Below are 18,056 nucleotides of genomic sequence, written 5' to 3' on the forward strand. Positions count from 1 at the left end.
GGCATGGCAGTGCGTGGAGGTGTCGCTCAGTTGGGCTTGTCCTTGTCGCCGTCGCGCCGCCCCTGGGACGGATCCAGCGGCATGGCCAGGCGGTCGCGGATCAAGGCCTGGCGCGAGGCGCGTCGACGCAAGCGGGCACTGGGCAAGCGGTTGATGGTCTGCAGCGTGTCGATCAGCGCCTGGGTGAGGCGTGCCAGCTCGCGGTTGAGCCATAGATAGCCGCTCGGGCTGAAGAGTGCGCGACCGTCGTCGGCATGCACGCTCAAGGTCGCTTGCGCGTGACGCTGCAGGTCGAAGGCGACCACCGTGAGGTCGATGCTCTGCCCGGTGCGCACTTGAAAGGCCAGGCTGCCCAAGGCGCGGGCCAGGCGGTGCTGCTCGTCACGCAAGCCTTCCAGGCCGGCGATGATGTCGTGGCCGGCTCGGGTCGCCCAGTGCGTCTCCAGCAACAGCTCGATGGTCGACAGCATGCGTCTTTCCAGCGACAGGATGCGTTCCAGGTCGTCGCGGTGCAGGCGGCGCTCGCTGTGGATGGCGTCCACCAGGCCACGTTGCTTGACCAGTTGCGTGGAGGTGGTCTTGAGCAACTGGCGCGTATCGACGTCTTCCTGCTGGGCGGCGCTCGTATGGGCATGATAAAGGCGCGCCAGCTTGTCGAGGTTGTCCGCCAGCAAAAAGCGCAGCAAGTCGGTGGCTTTCTGCGGCAGGATGAAGAGCGTGGCGAGAATGCCGACGAGCGTGCCGATCAGGACGTCGAAGGCGCGCCACAGCGCGATGCCCAGATCCTGATGCCCATCGCCGACGACCATCAGGAGCGTCACGCCGAACATCAGCGCACTGTAGCCATAGCGCGTGGCAAAGGTGGTGTGCGTGGCCACGGCGATGCCGATCAGCGTCCAGGCGGGAATCACCCAGGGTGCCGGTGCCGGGATCAGCACCAGCAACACGCCCCAGATCGCGCCGAGTACCGTGCCCAGCAGGCGCTGTCCCCCCTTGTCGATGACGCCGCCGATATGCGGCAGGTTGCCCATCACCATCATCGTGCTGACCAGCGCCCAGCTGCCGTGGGGAATCTCGAGGGTCAGGATGATGACATAGGTGATGGCCAGCGCCAGCGATGTGCGCAACACGTGCAGACGATGGCGATAGCGATAGATGAAATACGGATCGCGGAGGCGTGAAAGCGACATCACCGTGAGCGTGCCTCCGTGGGGGTGTCGATTGGCGTGGCGAAGTAAGCGTTCGATAGGGGTGGCGGAAAGGTCGGGAACATGCGTCGTCGTCACCAGGCGGTCGGGATGGCCGTGTCGGGCGCCCAGTGTAACCAAGCGCCCGAGGTGTTGTCCCGTCGCGACGCGTCAGCGTGGCGTGGGGGAAGGGCGAGCGCCACGCCCCTTGCCGCGCGCCAGTTTCGCCGCATGGACCATGCTGGCGGCCCAGAGCAGCAGCAACAGCAGCAGCCAGATGAAACTCAACCAGCGGATGGGAATCGTCATCAAGGTCAGCAGTGCGCCGAAGCCCGCCAGCCACAGTGCCGCCCAGCCCCAGCGGCGCAGGAACAGGTGGCCGAGCCCCGGCAGCAGGAATGCCAGCAGTAACGTGATGAAGAGGCGGTGGCGCATGACGTCTCCTTGAGGATGATGGTTACCTTGGGCCTGCCCCGTGCCAGTTGCGTCGCCATCACGAAGGCGTGTCGCGATACAGCGCATCCAGGGACGGGGTCGAACGCTGCTGGCGCCGGGCCGCGTCCCGCAGCGGGCCGAGTATCGCTTCACGTTCGGTGGGGCGGCCGGCAAGCACATCTTGCAGCATCGAGGCGCGATTGTCGGCCGTGGCCTCGATGACTTGCCAGATCAGTGCCGACCAGCCGGCCGCGGGAGGCTCGACACCCTGACCTTCGATCAGCGGCCCGATTTCGTCGATGAGTGCGTCGACCATGCGTCGAAACGGCCGATCGCGCAACTGGCCGTTGCGAATTCGGTGGCGTGCCACGAGAGGATTGATGGCGGCATTGACGGCCAGCTTGTGCCACAGGCGCTGCGCGATGTCGTCATCGACCTGCGCCCTCATCCCCGCTGCCGTGAGTGCCTCGACGACGCCATGCGCCAGGTCGGGCCAGGTGTGGTCGAGGTCGCCGATCCAGGTGACGCCCGTTCCGGCATGGACGACGCGCGTTCCGCCGTCGGGTGTGGATTCGACATAGGCCCCCTCGGTGGTGCTGGCACAGAGCACGGGACCCAGCCACTGACGCGTGACGATCGGCTGGACGCGGAAGCCGTTCTGCAACAGCAGCAATGGCGTCCGGGCGTCGACACGCGCGCTCAACGCGTCCAGGGCGCTCTGGGTGTCGTGGCTCTTGGTGGCGAGCACGACCAGGCCCGGTGGTGTCGGATCCGATACCGCCAGTGACGTCAGTGTGCAGCAGGGCACGTCCAAGGCGTGATCGACGCCGCTTGGGTCGCGATAATGCAGCACGTTCGGGGCGTCGCGGCGGCCGATCAGGCACACCGGACGCGCGACGCTCAGGCGGGCGGCGAACAGGCGCCCCATGGCGCCGGCACCGAGCAGCCACCAAGGAGACGAGGCGGGCATCATGTCTGGCCTTTCTTGGAGGAGGTGCGACGCCTGGCCGTGGACTTCCCGGCGCGGCGTCGGGGGCTGGACGAGGCGTCGCCGCTGCCGCGCCGGGTGCCGCGCTTCTTGCCCCGCGAGGGCGAGCTCGGCTCGGCACCGCCGGTGGTGGCCAGCGCCTGGCGCATGCGTGCGGCATCCGCCTGGTCGAGCAGTTGGCGGACATCACCCACCAGCGCGTCGAGGAAGGCATCCGCATCGCCGCGGCCCTCGGCGATGTCGGCAAGACGTTGTTCCCAGAGTGCCGTTCGCTCGGGACGGGTGGCGGTATCCGGCAAGGCCTGGATGAGCGCGCGTCCGGTGCGAGTGGCACGTAACGCGCCTTGTTGACGCACGATATAACCGCGCGTGACGAGGGTTTCCATGATTCCCGCGCGCGTGGCCTCGGTCCCCAGCCCGTCGGTATCCCGCAAGGTACGCTTGACCGTGGCGTCGTCGACGTAGCGGGCGATGTTCATCATGGCCTTGATCAGGCTGGCATCGGTGAACGGATCCGGCGGCCGTGTCTGACGATCCTCCACCGCGCAGTCGACGACCCGTGCCGCCTCGCCTTCGTGCAGCGCGGGCAAGGGCGGGGCCTCGTCGCGCGTCGTGAAGAGCGGCTTCCAGCCAGGCTCGAGAATCTCGCGCCCCTGAGCACGAAAGCACTCGCCGTGGATCGAGAACGCTGCCTTGACGTCGCGGGTCACCAGCGGTGAATAGAACTGCGCCAGCACGTTGCGCGCAATCAGACGAAAGACATTGGCCTCGTCGCCCGTCAGGCGTGAGGCGTCGAACGTCCGCCCGGTGGGCGCCAGGGCGTGGTGGGCGCCGACCTGCTTGTCGTTCCAGGCCCGCGAACGGCGCGAAAAATCCGCCCCTTGATACCACCCGCGCAGGGTGGCGTCCTTGGCGCAGGCCGTGTCCAGCGTCGTCTTCGCCGCGGCGAAATGCCCCTCGGGCAGGTAGCGGCAATCCGAACGCGGATAGGTGATCAACTGGTGGCGCTCATAGAGCGTCTGGCAGATATCCAGCACGCGCTTGGCCGGCAACTTGTAGCGGCGCGCGGCATCGACCTGCAGGGCGGAAAGCGAATACGGCAACGGTGCCGATTGCGTCTGCCGCTTGCTCTGCAACTCGCTCAGGTGGCCCTCGGCGCCGGGCAGACGGGCTGCCAGGGCCTCGGCCGGGGCGCGCTCGAGCAGCCGGCCCTGCTCGTCGAGTGGGTGGGGGGCTTGCGGTTGCCACCAGGCACGCAGGGTTCCGTGCTCGACCTTCAGGTCCGCCCACAGGGGGTAGAAAGGGCGTGGCGTGAAGGCTTCGATGTCCAGATCGCGGCGCACGATGAGCCCCAGCACCGGGGTTTGCACGCGGCCGACCGACAGGACGCCCTGATAGCCGGCCTGGCGACCGGTGAGGGTCCAGGCGCGAGACAGGTTGATGCCATATACCCAGTCAGCCCTCGAACGGGCCTCGGCGGCCTCGAACAGCGATTGATAACGCGCATTGTCCTCGATGCGCTGCAGGGCCTGGCGCACGGCGGGGCGGTTGAGGTCGCTGACCAGCAGGCGCGAGATCGAGCCGCGCCAGCCCAGATGCGCGATCACCTGTTGCACCAGCAGTTGCCCCTCGCGGTCGGGGTCGCCGGCGTGCACGACGGTGTCGGCACGCTTGAGCAGCTTGCGAATCACCGCCAGCTGCGCGCGCGCCTTGGAACGCGGGATCAGCTTCCATTGCCGGGGCACGATCGGCAGATGATCCAGACGCCATTGCTGATAGCGGGCGTCGTAGGCGTCGGGCGGTGCCTGCTCGAGAAGATGTCCCACGCACCAGCTGATGCAGGTCTCCCCGCACACCAGGTAGCCCTCATGGCGCTGCGGCGCCGTTGGCAGGGCATCGGCGATGGCGCGTGCCAGGCTGGGTTTTTCGGCGATGATCAAGCGCATGGAGACGATTTCCGGCTATCGGGCGATCAGTTTGCCACGTCCCCCGGAACGTGGCGAAACGGGGCGCGAGGTCTCAACGGCGTCCGAAGAGTCGGCGCGCGCGGACGAGGGCGCGATACCAGTCGCGGTGCGGGCTGCCCACGGCAGGCGGGCGATGGCTGAGAAAGCTGACGTTGCGCGAGTCGCCACGCCCCGAGAGGTTGATGTTGGACAGCATCTTCAGGGTGCTGTCGCGAGCGCCGTACTGACGCTTGAGAAACTCGATGGCCGCGGGCTCCAGTTCGACACGGTAGTGACGCACCAGGGCCAGGGCGAGCGATTCCGCCGCGCGCGACAGCTCGGTGTCGACCTCGCGGACCATGGAGGCTCCCAGCGCGGCCTTGGCGGCCGCCGACAGGTTGGGTTCGATCTGGCCGAAGTCGGCGGCGTTGGAACTGTTGATGGCCCGCTGGGTGGCTGGTTGCGACAGCCCGACGTGCGGTTCCAGGGCAATGAAAATCTCGATCGCCAGGCGCTTGGCGGCATCCACGCCGACGCTGAGCCGGGTGTCGCGATGACGCGAGGTGATCCCCGCCTGGGTCAAATAGCGGGCCAGATGCTTGCATACGCGCGCCTTGGACTCGTCATCCAGGGCGATGGTGCGCTCGCGGATGCGCAGACCGCGGCGCCCCGGTCCCAGGCGCAGTCGGGTGGTGTCGTCGGAGAGACTCGCGGTGATGCGCTCCCAGCGGTCCACCGACTTGAGCAGCTGAGCGTGGCTGCGGCCGACCTGCTCGTAAGCGCTGGACACGCTTTTGTAGAGCTGAATGGCGTTGGCGAGAATGTCCGACTTGGTGCGCAGCGCGCGCTTGCGTTCTTCCTGGCCGGCTTCCACGGCCTGGGCCAGGTGCACGATTTGCTCGGCAAGCGCATCCATGGCTTTCACCGAGCGTTCCAGCAGCAACTCGGCGCGGAGCCCCGAGGCGGCGTCCTCGACCAGGGTGCCGGACTGCTCGGCGAGGTACACGTTGAGTGCCTTGAGACGCGACAGTCCCGTCGCCTGCGCGATGCGCTGGCGTGCCCGGGCCTCTTCCAGGTTGTCGAACGCCTGGGCGAGCCGCCAGCGTCCGCGGTATTCGAAGGAGAGCACGGGAATCTCGCGGCCGCTGATCAGCTCGAATGCCAGGATCAGCATCTCCTCGACGTCCTGCAGCGTCATCAGCAGGTCGTTGTCCTGCTCGATGGCGGCCATGACGCGCTCGATGAAGTTCTCATCCCGCGGCACGCCCTGATGCAGATCGGGGGCGCGTCCCTCGAAGCGTTCCCGCAGCAGGTGCGTGGCGATCGGCGCGGCTTCGTAGAGGGCATTGAACTGGGGCTCCAGGGTGTCCCGGTACTGAGCGACCAGGTCGCGGATCCGGGCATGCAGACCGACTCGGCGATAGACGTCGATCTGGCCGATGAGGCGGGCACTTTCACGGTCGTCGAGGAGCTCGATGGCGGCCAGTTCCACGCCTTCCGGCGAGAGATCGTGCTTGCGCAGCAACATGGCGGCGGCTTCGCGCCGCCTTGCGTCGCCCTCGAGGTTGTCGACGATCAGGTCCCGCGTCACCAGCAGCAGCTCGGGGAGGGCCTTGATGACCTGTTCGATCTGGCCCGAGGTCTTTTCGGCCTTGCGCCCGCGTGTGAGGTGATAGCCGAGGTTGGCCAGGATCCCCGCGGCGCCGGTGATCACCGTGTAGGAAATGAAGAACACGTAGTTCTCCATGGTCGGTGCCTTGCCATAGCCGAGGAGATAACCGCCCCAGGCGCCGAGCAGGGTCACCGGACCGGCGGTCCACAGGATCTGCATCAGGCTGACCGACCATGGCACCTTGTCGACCGCCGCGGTGATGCGGCGGATCTCGTTGCGCCCCTCGCGCTCGAGGCGTACCTGCGAGGTTTCTTGAGTGGTCGATGATTTACGCTGAAACGGCAACGGCAGGAGCACGATGACATCCCTTGATATGGCGGGCCTCGGACAAGCGGCGACAATACCCGAAAAGCGACGATGGTGCACGAAGCGGTGCGACGGATGAGGGCGGCTCGTCGGACATGCTAGAATAAGGCGATTTTTTCAGGAGGGTCGCGATGCTGGCCGCATGGGTAGAACAGTTGCTGGGGTATGCCAGCGGCGCGTTGAAGGCGATACGCGACAATGAACACTATCCGGCGCTGATGACGTGGGCACGCGACGAGGGTGCCATGCGTGTCGGCGGTGAGCTGGGTGTGGCCCAGGCACTGGCGCCCTTGTTGTGGAACCAGACGCCCCTGGTACGGCTCGATTTCGATCCCGAACCCTTGGCCTGGCCGGGGCGCAACGAGCCGTGCTGGTGCGATTCCGGGCGCAAGGCCAAGCAATGCTGCGGTGCGGTGGATCTGCCCGGCGCGATACCGCCGCACTTGATGTGGATGCTGTCGCTCAAGGAATGGACCGGCGAGACGCTCAAGGCGGCGCTGGCGAGCGGCAAGGCACCGGATCAGGCGCTTCTCGAAGCCGGCTTGATCGCGGCGGAAAGCGGTCAGCGCGGTCGGGCTCAGCAGATACTCGAGAGCCTGTTCGCCACCGAGCGCGACTGGTCGCGCCTGCCGGAACAGGCCGAGCCGGCCTTCGAGATCCTGGTCGATCTCTATCAGGCGCGGGGGTTTCATCGCAAGCGTGCGGCGTTGCTCGATGAAGTGCTGGAACGCGGGCCCACGTTCCTGCGCGGCGTGGCACTCGAGCGCCTGTGCCTGATGCACCTCGACAGCGACGATCTCGCCAGCGCACGCGAGGCGTTCGTGCGTGCCCAGCAGACGCTGCCGGACTCCCCGACACTGGCCTATATCGAGGCCATGCTGCTGTTGCACGAAGGTCATCCCGAGGAGGCGCGGGCGCGGGCGCATTTCTGGTGGCGCCGGTTGTCCAAGCGCGCCGACCTGGAGGCCGAGCAGCTGCAGTTCCTGGCCGATCTCGCCGCCAACCCCGAGGCGACCCTGGCCGAGCAGATGATTCACTCCGAGGAGGCGCTGGCCGAGCCGCTGGCGTCGTTGTCGGCCCTGCTGGACACGCTCGAGGCGCCACCACGGCTGACGTTGACGCTGACGCCCGAAGGACGCGTGGAGTATCACGCCACGGCACGCGAGGATACGGCCTTTGCGGCCTGGTTCGAGCATTTTCAGGCGGCCATCGATGAAGATGCCGCACTGAGTTTCGCCGCCGACCCGTGGGAAAACGCCGCCGAATGGCTACCTGCGCTGTGCGCGCACCCGGAATGGCTGGGTGCCCCGGCGGTGCTGCAGTCGTTGAGCCTGGCCTTGACCAGCCGCTTCGGAAGCCTGCCGTGGATGGCGGACAGCTTCTTCGCGCCGCTGGCGACACGCTTCGAGGCGTGGTTGGCGCAGGTCGAGGCGCTGGGAGGGACCTTCGCCTGGGACGATGCCGACAATGCCATCCTGCTGCGTTGCGCCCTGTCGCTGATCGTGGGGATGGAGCGCGGCGCGCGGATGCGTTCGCGGCATCTCGCCGAGCGTGTCCTGAAGCTCGACGAAGAAGACGACCTGGGGCTGCGCGAACTGGTCCTCGACCAACTGCTGCGTGAAGGGCGTGACGACGAAGCGGCCGAGTTGAGCGGGCCGGTCGACGACGAGGAGGTGATCGGCGTGGCGATGGCGCGCGTACTGGCGCTGTATCGCCTCGCACGGCGCGACGAGGCGGCCCGTGCGCTGGCCGCCGCGCAGCGCGCCAACCCCTATCTCGTGCCGATGCTGTGCGATGAGCGCCCGCGCCCGGTGGCACTGGCCGTCGATGCGCCGGCGCCGGGCACGCGCGCGGAAGCCTGGCAGTACCGGCAGCTGATGCGCGACCAGTGGCTGGCGACGCCGGGCGCCTTGGCATGGCTGGCGGAGCAGCGCTGAGCGCCGGTCGCTCTCATGCCCGCGCCGTCGGCCAGCGGCGACGGGCGATCCACAGCGCCAGCAGCACGGCGGGAATGCCCATCGCGGCGCTCAGGGTGAAGAAGCCTGCGTAACCGGCGCTATCCACCACGAGTCCCGAAAACCCGCCCAGGAACTTGCCCGGCAGCGTCATCAGCGACGAGAACAGGGCGTACTGGGTGGCCGTGTAGGCGCGCGAGGTCAGGCTCGACAGGAAGGCGATGAAGATCGTGCTGGCCAGGCCATTGGCGAGGTTGTCGCTCATGATGGTGACGATCAGCATGGGAAGGTTGTGCCCCAGGTTCGCCAATGCCACGAACAGCAGGTTGGTCAACGCCGTGGCCAGCGCACCGATCACCAGCATGCGTCCCAACCCGTAACGCACCACCAGCAAACCGCCGGCCACGCCGCCCAGGATGCTCATGGCGATGCCGAACACCTTGGTCACGTTGGCGATTTCCGACAGGCTGAACCCGAGATCGATATACAGCGGGTTGGCCATCGCGGCCATGGCCAGATCGCTGATGCGATACAGGCCGATGAGCAGCAGCAGCCACAGTGCCGTGCGCCCGTGGCGGGTGAAGAAGTCGGTGAACGGACAGACGATGGCGCCCATCACCCAGGCTCCGAGGCGACGGCGGTGCCGGGGAGCGTGCCGGTGACGGTGGAGAAAGCTGCGCACGCGCGGTTCGCTGGCGAGCTGCGCTCCCAGCGGCGAGCGCGGCGGCTCCGGCCTGATCAGCGTGGTGAGCATGCCTACGCCGACGAGTGCCGCCATGCTGGCATAGGCCGCATGCCAGGAAAACGCGTCGGCGATATATAGCGCCCCTGCGCCGGCGGCGAGCAGTCCGCCCCGATAGCCGATGATGTACATCGAGGCCATGGCGGCCTGGACGCTTTCCTCGGCGGATTCGATGCGATAGGCGTCAATGACGATATCCTGCGTCGCCGCGCCGAACGCCACGACCAGAGCCAGGCCGGCGATCCAGCCGAGATGACCGAGGGGCGAGAGGCCGGCGAGGCCCAGCAAGCCGGCGGCGATCGTCATCTGCGCGCCCAGCATCCAGCCACGGCGTTGTCCCAGCCAGCGACACAGCACGGGCAGGGCGAGACGGTCCACCACCGGCGCCCAGACGATCTTGATCGAATACAGGATCCCGATCCACGAGAAGAAGCCGATGGCGGCGACTTCCACGCCGGCGTCGCGCAACCAGGCGGTGAGGGTCGAGAACACCAGCAAAAAGGGCAGGCCGGCGGCGAAGCCGAGAAACAGCATGGTGATGACCGGCGCCTGCAGATAGGTCGCCAAGGCGTCGCGCCAGCGGCGGCGCTCGACAGGGTGAGTCATCCGTTCCTCCCGTGAGCGAGCCGCCGGGCGCGGCTCGGACATGAACCCGACACAATGCTAGAATGCGGCAGTTTGCACTGCGGTGGCCTGCGTTCCAGGCGAAGGCCGGAACCGTTGGTTGCGTACCGTGGCATACCCCGACGATGAAGGCCAGAGGACATGACCGATCAGCTCGACCCCGTTGCCTCCGACGATACGGCGGCGCGCCCACGCTGGTATGTGGTGCAGTGCAAGGGAGGCGAATCCTTTCGCGCCGGCGAGCACTTGACCAATCAAGGCTATCGCGTCTTCCATCCGGTGCTCGAGGTGCAGAAGAAACGCCGCAACAAGCTGGTATGGATCGCCGAGCCCCTGTTTCCGCATTACCTTTTCATCCATCTCGACCGGGTGGCGAGCAACTGGCGCCCCATCCGCTCCACGCGTGGTGTGCTGAAGCTGGTGGGATTCGGCGATGAGCCGCTGCCGGTGCCGGATGCGCTGATCGAGACGCTGGCCGCGCGTGCCCATCTCGACGAGGCGAGCCGGACGTCGGGAAATGCCTACTTCCGGCCGGGCGAGATCGTCGAGATCACCGAAGGTCCCTTCCAGGCACTGCAGGCCGTATTCGATACCCAGCAGGGCGATGAACGGGCCATCGTGCTGCTCAATATGCTGCACCATCAGCAACGTCTCGAGTTGCCGGTGGGGCATCTGCGCCGTTCGACCTGAAGCGCGATCCGCGATCGCGCCCGTCACCTCATCCTCACATCGCCATCCAGTTCAGGAGTCAGCATGCGTATCTCGCCGCAACACGTCGTTCGTCTGCACTATACGTTGCGCGACCCACAAGGCCAGCTTCTCGATGATTCGCGACGCCGCGAGGAACCCCTCGAGTATCTGCACGGCCATGACAATATCCTGCCCGGCCTGGAGGCGGCGCTGGCGGGGCGGGTTGCCGGTGATGCATGCGCCATTCATCTCGCTCCCGAGAACGCCTACGGGCCGCATTTGCCCGAGCGCGTACAGCGCGTGTCGCGCACGGCGTTTCCTGGCGTCGAGCAGTTGTCGCCCGGCATGCGTTTTCAGGCCCAGGGGCCGGATGGCCCGCGCACGGTGACGTTGCTGGAGGTAGGAGACACCCAGGTCAAGGTGGACACCAACCATCCCCTGGCGGGTCAGTCACTCGACTATCAGGTCGAGATTCTCGAGGTGCGTCCGGCGACCCGGGCGGAACTGGCCAAGGGGCATCCGCTAGCTGCCGACGTGACGGCGGCGGAGGTGGAGGATCGCAAGGCGTGATGCTTGGGGCGGCGTGCGTCATCGCCTCGATGGCGCGTCCAGGCGACGCAGGAAGGCGTCTACCGGTTCGGGACGCGCCAGGTAATACCCCTGCAGGAAATCGACGCCGTTGGTGACCAGATAGTCCTGTTGAAATGCGCTCTCGATGCCTTCGGCCACCACGCGCAGCTCCAGAGCCTTGCCAAGCGCGATGATCGAGCGTACCAGGGGCGCGTCCTGGCGTTCCTTGATGGCGTCGACGAAGATCTTGTCGATCTTGATCTCGTCGACCTGGAAATCCTGCAGATAGCGCAGCGACGAGTAGCCGGTGCCGAAGTCGTCCAGGGCAAGACGAATGCCCAGTGCCCGCAGTGCGTTGAGCCGGCTGGCGACGCCCGGCGTCACCAGCAGGGACTCGACGACCTCCAGGATCAGCCGGTGAGGCGCGAACCCATGCCGGTCGAGCAGGTGCGTCAGGGTCGTGATGAACGCATCGTCATGCAGCTGCTGCACCGAGACGTTGACCGAGAGGGTCAGGTCGCTGTCGCGCAGCACGCCGCCGAGCAGGGCGCAAGCTTGTTCGAGGACCCATTGCCCCATGGGGCGGATCAGCCCGCTGTGCTCGGCTTCGGCGATGAAGCTGCCGGGCGCCAGCAGGCCTTCGCGCGGGTGCTGCCAGCGCAGCAGCACCTCGGCGCCGGCCAGCCGGCCCGAGGTATCGAATTGTCCCTGCAGGTAAAGTCGCAGTTGCTGCGCGTCGAGCGCCGTACGCAGCTCGCGTTCCAGACGGCTCAGGCGATGCTCCCAGTCACTCAGCTGGCTGGTGTAGAAGGCCAGGTGGTGGGGCAGGGTTTCGCGGGCATGCTGTACGGCGAGTTCGGCACGTTGCAGCAGGGATTCGATGTCGTTGGCGTCGTAGGGGTAGCGCGTCACGCCGATGTTGAAGCGCAACTGGCAGGGAGTGCCGAAGACGCGCCAGGTGCCATCCCCGAGGGTCAGCAGCCGCTGCAGGCAGTAACGGCGCAACGAGTCGTCGGTCTGGCCGGGAATCGCGATCAACAGCCGGTTGGCCGGAAGGCGGCCGATGAGGATCTCGCCTTGCAGCTCGGTCAGGCGCTCCTTGAGCTTGGCCGCCACCTGACGAATCGCTTCGTCCCCGGCCTGCTGCCCCAGGGTCTCGTTGATATGACTGAGTCCGCCGAGGCGTATCACTAGGAGATGGAAGGGATCATGGCTCCGGATCAGGGCGTGAAGACGCTCGAGCAACCCCTTCAACGTCGCCAGGTCGGAGACTTCGTCATGGTGCAACTGACGATACAGGTCGTGTTCGACCTCGCGCCGGCGCAGGGATTCGGAAAATTGCGACAACAATCCCGCGAAGCCCATCAGGCTGGTGATTTCATCGCCCTGCCATTCACGCGGATGCGTCGATTCGCAGCAAATCGCGCCGCGCAGCTCGCCGCCGACGAAAATGCCGACGTCCAGCATGGCCTGAATGCGATTGTCCCGAAGGTAGTCGCGCAGGCCGGCTAGCCGTTCGTCGTGCTGAGCGTCGGAGGTGACCAGACAAGGGTTGCACGTCAGCGATGCAAGATAGCCATCCAGCCCGTTGGGGGGCAGTCGCAAGCCATTGAGTGAGTCGATGAGGGACATGCGACAGGTCAGGGCGCGGTCTTCGTCGAGGAACCACAGGCCGGCACGCTCGACGCCGAGCACTTCGGCGGTGGTATCGAGCAAGGCCCGCAGGAAGGCATCCTCGTCCAGATCGCGTTGCAGAAGCTCGCGCATGCGGCGCCAGGCTTCCTGCTGATCCGCCTGGCGCTGCTGGGCGTTCAGCAAGGCTTGCCACTGGCGAATGCTGTCCCGCGTCTGGCGGGCCATGCGCCGCAGGAGCAATGTCGCCAGCAGGATCACGCCGCCGATCACGATGAGCAGCCCCGTCATGCTGCCATCGAAAAACAGCGACATGAGCACGGCCAGCCCGCTGCCCGCCACCAGGGCGCAGAAGAGCGCGATATTGCGTCGATGCTCGCCACGCAAATGGTGCAACCGACGGACGATGTCGGAAATCATGCGTGACACCGGTCGTGGTCGGGGAAGAGGGAAACCGTCATGCGCCATCCTGCGTTGTGTCGAAAGGGGCCGCACTCGTCGGTGGCCTGGCGATGCATCGCCCGCCGCAGATCCATCTTGTCAGTGAATCAGGGGGGGAGGGAAGCACGGTCGGGGTGCGGTTGTGCACCCCGACGGTCGTCAACGCGCGGAGGCTTCACTTCGCGATGCGTTCACGCAGAAAGCTCAGCAGACCTTCCGTGGGAACCATGGTGACGTCGCTGTCGCGCCGTCCCTTGTATTCCAGCTCATCGTTATCGAGGCCGCGATCGCCGATCACGACGCGGTGCGGAATGCCGATGAGTTCCTGATCGGCGAACTTGACGCCCGGTCGCAGGTCGCGATCGTCGATCAGGACATCGAAGCCGGCATCGCTGAGCTGCTGATACAAGGTGTCGGCGTATTCGCGTACCCGTTCCGACTTGTGGGCGTTCATGGGCACCAGAGCGATCTCGAACGGGGCGATGGCATCCGGCCAGATGATCCCGCCGGCGTCGTGATTCTGCTCGATGGCGGCGGCGACCACGCGGGTCACGCCGATGCCGTAACAGCCCATCAGCAGGGGCACGGCCTGGCCGTTGTCGTCGAGCACGGTCGCATTCATCGCCGTGGAATACTTGGTGCCCAGCTGGAAGACGTGGCCGACCTCGATGCCGCGGGCGATGGAGAGCGTGCCCTTGCCGTCCGGCGAGGGATCGCCCTCGACCACGTTGCGCAGGTCGGCCACCTTGGGCAGGGCGACGTCGCGCTCCCAGTTGATGCCGAAGTAGTGCTGGCCGTCGATGTTCGCGCCGGCGCCGAAGTCGCTCATCAGCGCCACGCTGCGGTCGATGATCAGCGGCATATCGAGGTTCACCGGGCCGAGTGAGCCGGGGCCGGCGCCCACCGCCGCGCGAATTTCCTCCTCGCTGGCCATGGTCAGGGGAGCGGCGACCTCGGGGAGGTTCTCGGCCTTGACCTCGTTGAGCTCGTGATCGCCGCGCACCAGCAGGGCGACCAGTCCACCCTCGGTGCCGTGCACCATCAGCGTCTTGATGGTCTTCTCGATGGGCAGGCCGTGCTGCTCGACCAGGGTGGCGATGGTGCGCGCATTCGGCGTGTCGACCAGTCGCAGTTCTTCCTGAGGAGCGGGGCGTTCAGGTGTCTCGCCCAAGGGCGCGGGCAGTGCCTCGGCCTTCTCGATGTTGGCGGCGTAGTCGGAGCCGGTGGAGAAGATGACCGCGTCCTCGCCGGAGTCGGCCAGCACCTGGAATTCGTGGGAGCCGCTGCCGCCGATGTCGCCGTTGTCTGCCTCGACGGCGCGGAAATCCAGCCCCAGGCGCGTGAAGATGCGCATGTAGGCGTCGTACATGGCATCGTAGGAGCGTTGCAGGCCGGCCTGGTCGATATCGAAGGAGTAGGCATCCTTCATGATGAACTCGCGGGCGCGCATGACACCGAAACGCGGGCGCGTCTCGTCGCGGAACTTGGTCTGGATCTGGTAGAAGTTGGAGGGCAACTGCTTGTACGAGCGTATTTCGTTGCGCACCAGGTCGGTGATCACTTCCTCGTGCGTCGGACCATAGCAGAAATCGCGCTCGTGGCGGTCGCGAATGCGCAACAACAGGTTGCCGTACTGATCCCAGCGTCCGGACTCCTGCCACAGTTCCGCCGGCTGAATCGACGGCATCAGCACTTCCTGGGCGCCGGCGCGATTCATTTCCTCGCGCACGATGTTCTCGACCTTGCGAAGGGTGCGAAGTCCCAGGGGGAGCCAGGTATAGAGCCCCGAGCTCAGGCGGCGGATCATGCCCGCGCGCAGCATCAGCTGATGGCTGACGATATCGGCGTCGGCAGGGGTTTCCTTGAGGGTGGAGATCAGCAATTGACTGGCGCGCATGGACAAGCGGTTCCTTGGATTCGAGGCCTAACATCGCGTCGCTCGAAAGCGGCGCAGCAGATGAGGCTATTGTACGGTCAAGGCGTTAACGCGGCAAAAGCGATGACTCGACGCCGCTCATGGGGGCGATCGCTCGGGTGGCGGACATCAGGCCAATGCCTTGAGCCAGAATACCATGCGCTTGTCGGTGGCCTGTTCGCTATCCACGTCCTTCCAGGCAAAGTGGGTATACAGGTCGGGGCGGCGCTGATAGCCATGGCGTTCCCAGAAGGGGGCCAGGGGGCGGTGATCCACCGGGCGTCGCGGATGCGCCGGGTCGCGCTCCACCGCACAGAACGCCGCCACGTCGAAGCCTCGGGCCTGGGCATGTGACTCGCGTTCGTGCATGAAGGCCTTGCCGATGCCCCGACCTCGATATTCCGGACGCAATACCGACTCCCCGTAATAGAACACGCGCGCTGGCGCGGGTCCCTGGCGTTCGAAAGGGGCACGAAACTCCTCGCATTCGTCGGCCAGCGGCTGGCCCGTGGCGGCGCCGATCAAGGTATCGTCCGCGAAGGCCAGCACGAAAAGGCTGGCGGGATTGTCGGCGTAACGGGCCAGATAGCGGGCTTCGTACTCCGCATCGCCATCGTAAAGATAGGGGTAGTCACGAAACACCTGAATGCGCAGTGCGGCGAGAGCGTCGAGATACGGCGCGATGTCGCGACCTTGACAGACCTTCAGCGTGACCGCTGCCATGACATCTCCTGATCGAAGGGGTTCTGCTGTGCGGGCGATTGCCGCTCACACGTCGTCGCGCTTTGCGATATGCTTTCGCGCACAGCGTACGTCTCCACGCCCGCTGTCGTGGCGACGTCGCCTTTTCCGACAGTGACGCATAATGCATAGGATAAGAGGAGAGGATGATGAACGCCATGAACCGCTGGACGTCTCCCAGGGCCCGCCGCTGGATCGCCGGGTTGACCATCGTGGCCACCACCACGACGTTGGCGGGCTGCGGGAGCATCTTCTATCCCGAGCGCAAGGGGCAGCCGAGCGGCCGGATCGACCCGGCGGTGGCGATCGCCGACGGGGTGGGCCTGCTGTTTTACATCATCCCCGGTGTCATCGCGTACGCCATCGACTTCTCCAATGGCACGATCTATCTACCGAGTCGGGATACCGCCGCGGTGAATACGCTGCATTTCGATGACGAACTGGATGCGCGAACGCTCGAGTCGATGCTGGCGGAGCAGGCCGGTCAGCCGGTGCGACTCGATGACGAACTGGTGCGAGTCGAGCGTGTCGCGTCTCGCGACGAAGCGATCGCGCTGGTACGCATGTCGGGTGTCTACGACAGCGAGCGCTTGGCTTCCATGTAGGTCGAGGGGCAGCAGCGTGCTGCTTGAAGGCGCTACACGAATGCCTTCCTGTCAGAAGTGACTCTCCTGAAGGATCCGGTACTCGGCCTCTTTCTGCTCCACCAGGGAAACCAGCAGGGGTCGGGTATCGGCAAGCATGACGTTCAGTGCGCCGCGACAGTGCTGCAGGGCATGGCGTGCGCGTTGCTGACATGCCCACAGCAGTCGATAGGCCATGACGTTCTCGGTGACGAAAAACTGTGGCGTCGCCCGATCCGACACCGGTAGCGTGCGTGGAAGCGGGAGCCGGGCGAGGGCGTCGTGTCGCTGCAAGGTCTCGCAGCGTTGCTGGCATTCGTCAGCGAGCACCTCCATCAGCCGGCTCATTCCGCGGTGATGCGTCAACAGGCGAAGCGCCAGGCGCCGATAGTCACGCGCCGTCGCCGCCTCATGCATGAGTAGAGAACACGAAAGAGCGACGGGGGTGCCAACCATGACGTCCTGAGCGCGGGCGTGTTGCATCTCGGGTCTCCTCGGCGAGCCGGACAAAGGCATTCTTGTGTGATCGCATGCGCGTCGACTTCCCTGTGCAGCGTCGACACGACAAGGATATGACCGAATGGAGACAGCATAGTGCGAATTGCCTCACATGACTTTGATGAGTGTCATGCGCCGTGACAATTCGTATACCGCATGAGAAAAATCAGTCACACAAACACGAATATCAAACTGTTCTCAAAGAGGCTCTCCCGCATACTTGAAACTCGATTCAGACGCGGGGAGTCAACCATGACATCACAATACAAAGCCTCTCGGTTTGCCACGCCGCGCGATATGCCGGAGCAGACTTATCGCTTGAGCAACGTATGCTTGCCAGCGCCTCTCTCCATGGGGGAATTGGAAACTTTCAGCGCCATCAGCCGACAAGTCTCGCCGCTGAGAAAGCGCCATACACTCTTCGAGCAAGGCGAGGCGTTCAGAAGTCTTTATATCGTGCGTTGTGGAAGCTTGAAGCAGGTATATCGCGATACCACGCGCGAAGAACATGTCACCCAGTTCTATCTGCCCGGCGAAGTCGTGGGACTCGACGCCCTGAGCAGTGGCTTTCATCCCGGTGCCACGATTGCCCTGGAGACCACCTCCGTTTGCGAAATAGGTCCGGAGTCGATAGAAGAGCTCGCCCATGGCGATCGTACCGAGCGTGGCGTCGGTGGATGTTTCTTGCGTGTCATGAGTCGAGCCATGCATCAAGAAAGGATGATGGTACGGCTGTTTCTCAATCGGACGTCCGACGTGAGACTGGCGAGTTTCCTTCTCGCATTGTCGGGCCGTTTTCGCCAGCAAGGTTACTCACCTTTCTGCTTCCGTCTCTCCATGTCGCGAAGCGATATCGGCAATTATCTCGGACTGGCCGTCGAGACCGTGAGTCGACTGCTGGGACGTTTTCAACACCTGGGCTTGTTGACGGCAAAGGGGCGAGAAATTCGCATCGATGACCTGGAGGCATTGGCCGCACTGGCGGATGGGCGTTCGCGTCACTCGATCTGGGATACTGCCGATGAGGCACCCGAACGGATGGCATCCATGTCCACGCATTGAGGTGGAAACGACACCGATAACGATCGGAA

15 protein-coding genes are annotated in these 18,056 nt (G+C 65.4%); 5 read left to right on the forward strand and 10 right to left on the reverse strand.

Annotation, left to right across the window (positions count from 1 at the left end):
- Positions 1–26: 26 nt before the first annotated feature.
- The 5 genes from ABGX75_RS10725 to ABGX75_RS10745 all read right to left on the reverse strand — a co-directional run bounded on the left by ABGX75_RS10725 (position 27) and on the right by ABGX75_RS10745 (position 6,525).
- Positions 27–1,190: an FUSC family protein gene (locus ABGX75_RS10725; RefSeq protein WP_043558416.1), complete on the reverse strand. Its 1,164-nt coding sequence runs from the start codon at positions 1,188–1,190 to the stop codon at positions 27–29.
- A gap of 168 nt (positions 1,191–1,358) precedes the next feature.
- Positions 1,359–1,622 carry a hypothetical protein gene (locus tag ABGX75_RS10730; RefSeq protein WP_011507445.1) on the reverse strand — a complete coding sequence of 88 codons (264 nt, stop codon included), beginning with the start codon at positions 1,620–1,622 and terminating at the stop codon, positions 1,359–1,361.
- A gap of 58 nt (positions 1,623–1,680) precedes the next feature.
- A complete protein-coding gene (locus tag ABGX75_RS10735) occupies positions 1,681–2,595 on the reverse strand; it encodes a 2-dehydropantoate 2-reductase (RefSeq protein WP_287124643.1) in 915 nt (304 codons plus the stop codon).
- Positions 2,592–4,556: a DNA topoisomerase III gene (locus tag ABGX75_RS10740; protein ID WP_287124644.1), complete on the reverse strand. Its 1,965-nt coding sequence runs from the start codon at positions 4,554–4,556 to the stop codon at positions 2,592–2,594. Before ABGX75_RS10740 ends, ABGX75_RS10735 begins: the two co-directional genes overlap by 4 nt.
- A gap of 73 nt (positions 4,557–4,629) precedes the next feature.
- Positions 4,630–6,525: a hypothetical protein gene (locus tag ABGX75_RS10745; RefSeq protein ID WP_035412125.1), complete on the reverse strand. Its 1,896-nt coding sequence runs from the start codon at positions 6,523–6,525 to the stop codon at positions 4,630–4,632.
- Positions 6,526–6,665: 140 nt separating this feature from the next.
- On the opposite strand from ABGX75_RS10745, the gene ABGX75_RS10750 reads away from it, so the two are divergent.
- The gene (locus ABGX75_RS10750) at positions 6,666–8,471 is read left to right on the forward strand and encodes an SEC-C domain-containing protein (protein ID WP_287124645.1); all 1,806 of its coding nucleotides are present in this window, start codon (positions 6,666–6,668) and stop codon (positions 8,469–8,471) included.
- A 13-nt stretch (positions 8,472–8,484) separates the two neighbouring features.
- Here ABGX75_RS10750 and ABGX75_RS10755 read toward each other — a convergent pair whose 3' ends face one another.
- A complete protein-coding gene (locus tag ABGX75_RS10755) occupies positions 8,485–9,837 on the reverse strand; it encodes an MFS transporter (RefSeq protein ID WP_011507440.1) in 1,353 nt (450 codons plus the stop codon).
- A 159-nt stretch (positions 9,838–9,996) separates the two neighbouring features.
- Between ABGX75_RS10755 and rfaH the strand changes: the two genes are divergently transcribed.
- Complete coding sequence (gene rfaH / locus ABGX75_RS10760; protein ID WP_011507439.1) at positions 9,997–10,545, forward strand: transcription/translation regulatory transformer protein RfaH; 549 nt, start codon at positions 9,997–9,999, stop codon at positions 10,543–10,545.
- 63 nt (positions 10,546–10,608) lie between these two features.
- On the forward strand, positions 10,609–11,115 hold the full coding sequence (locus ABGX75_RS10765; RefSeq protein WP_011507438.1) for a peptidylprolyl isomerase: 507 nt from the start codon (positions 10,609–10,611) through the stop codon (positions 11,113–11,115).
- 18 nt (positions 11,116–11,133) lie between these two features.
- Here the strand turns inward: ABGX75_RS10765 and ABGX75_RS10770 are convergent, their stop codons facing one another.
- From ABGX75_RS10770 to ABGX75_RS10780, 3 genes are all read right to left on the reverse strand, one after another.
- Entirely contained in the window at positions 11,134–13,167 is a 2,034-nt protein-coding gene (locus ABGX75_RS10770; protein ID WP_287124646.1) for a sensor domain-containing phosphodiesterase, read from the reverse strand.
- A 196-nt stretch (positions 13,168–13,363) separates the two neighbouring features.
- The gene (locus tag ABGX75_RS10775) at positions 13,364–15,085 is read right to left on the reverse strand and encodes a proline--tRNA ligase (RefSeq protein ID WP_179153182.1); all 1,722 of its coding nucleotides are present in this window, start codon (positions 15,083–15,085) and stop codon (positions 13,364–13,366) included.
- A gap of 147 nt (positions 15,086–15,232) precedes the next feature.
- Positions 15,233–15,826, reverse strand: a complete 594-nt coding sequence (locus ABGX75_RS10780; protein ID WP_287124647.1) for a GNAT family N-acetyltransferase — start codon at positions 15,824–15,826, stop codon at positions 15,233–15,235.
- A gap of 167 nt (positions 15,827–15,993) precedes the next feature.
- Between ABGX75_RS10780 and ABGX75_RS10785 the strand changes: the two genes are divergently transcribed.
- Positions 15,994–16,449, forward strand: a complete 456-nt coding sequence (locus ABGX75_RS10785; RefSeq protein WP_011507434.1) for a hypothetical protein — start codon at positions 15,994–15,996, stop codon at positions 16,447–16,449.
- A 51-nt stretch (positions 16,450–16,500) separates the two neighbouring features.
- On the opposite strand, the gene ABGX75_RS10790 is transcribed toward ABGX75_RS10785, so the two are convergent.
- The gene (locus tag ABGX75_RS10790; RefSeq protein WP_287124648.1) at positions 16,501–16,950 is read right to left on the reverse strand and encodes a hypothetical protein; all 450 of its coding nucleotides are present in this window, start codon (positions 16,948–16,950) and stop codon (positions 16,501–16,503) included.
- A 267-nt stretch (positions 16,951–17,217) separates the two neighbouring features.
- Here ABGX75_RS10790 and ABGX75_RS10795 point away from each other — a divergent pair, with 267 nt between their 5' ends.
- Positions 17,218–18,027 (forward strand): helix-turn-helix domain-containing protein, encoded by an 810-nt coding sequence (locus ABGX75_RS10795; protein WP_179153179.1) that lies wholly within the window; start codon positions 17,218–17,220, stop codon positions 18,025–18,027.
- Positions 18,028–18,056 lie beyond the last annotated feature (29 nt).

It is taken from the genome of Chromohalobacter sp. (genome assembly GCF_039830575.1).
Taxonomy (GTDB): domain Bacteria; phylum Pseudomonadota; class Gammaproteobacteria; order Pseudomonadales; family Halomonadaceae; genus Chromohalobacter; species Chromohalobacter israelensis.

Bases quoted from the DNA above. Each gene is read 5' to 3' on its own strand.
- ABGX75_RS10770 (WP_287124646.1), bottom strand. From the start codon at position 13,167: ATGATTTCCGACATCGTCCGTCGGTTGCACCATTTGCGTGGCGAGCAT.
- ABGX75_RS10765 (WP_011507438.1), top strand. From the start codon at position 10,609: ATGCGTATCTCGCCGCAACACGTCGTTCGTCTGCACTATACGTTGCGC.
- ABGX75_RS10740 (WP_287124644.1), bottom strand. From the start codon at position 4,556: ATGCGCTTGATCATCGCCGAAAAACCCAGCCTGGCACGCGCCATCGCC.
- ABGX75_RS10750 (WP_287124645.1), top strand. From the start codon at position 6,666: ATGCTGGCCGCATGGGTAGAACAGTTGCTGGGGTATGCCAGCGGCGCG.
- ABGX75_RS10755 (WP_011507440.1), bottom strand. From the start codon at position 9,837: ATGACTCACCCTGTCGAGCGCCGCCGCTGGCGCGACGCCTTGGCGACC.
- ABGX75_RS10790 (WP_287124648.1), bottom strand. From the start codon at position 16,950: ATGCAACACGCCCGCGCTCAGGACGTCATGGTTGGCACCCCCGTCGCT.
- ABGX75_RS10795 (WP_179153179.1), top strand. From the start codon at position 17,218: ATGACATCACAATACAAAGCCTCTCGGTTTGCCACGCCGCGCGATATG.
- ABGX75_RS10785 (WP_011507434.1), top strand. From the start codon at position 15,994: ATGAACGCCATGAACCGCTGGACGTCTCCCAGGGCCCGCCGCTGGATC.
- ABGX75_RS10775 (WP_179153182.1), bottom strand. From the start codon at position 15,085: ATGCGCGCCAGTCAATTGCTGATCTCCACCCTCAAGGAAACCCCTGCC.
- ABGX75_RS10780 (WP_287124647.1), bottom strand. From the start codon at position 15,826: ATGGCAGCGGTCACGCTGAAGGTCTGTCAAGGTCGCGACATCGCGCCG.
- rfaH (WP_011507439.1), top strand. From the start codon at position 9,997: ATGACCGATCAGCTCGACCCCGTTGCCTCCGACGATACGGCGGCGCGC.
- ABGX75_RS10735 (WP_287124643.1), bottom strand. From the start codon at position 2,595: ATGATGCCCGCCTCGTCTCCTTGGTGGCTGCTCGGTGCCGGCGCCATG.
- ABGX75_RS10725 (WP_043558416.1), bottom strand. From the start codon at position 1,190: ATGTCGCTTTCACGCCTCCGCGATCCGTATTTCATCTATCGCTATCGC.
- ABGX75_RS10730 (WP_011507445.1), bottom strand. From the start codon at position 1,622: ATGCGCCACCGCCTCTTCATCACGTTACTGCTGGCATTCCTGCTGCCG.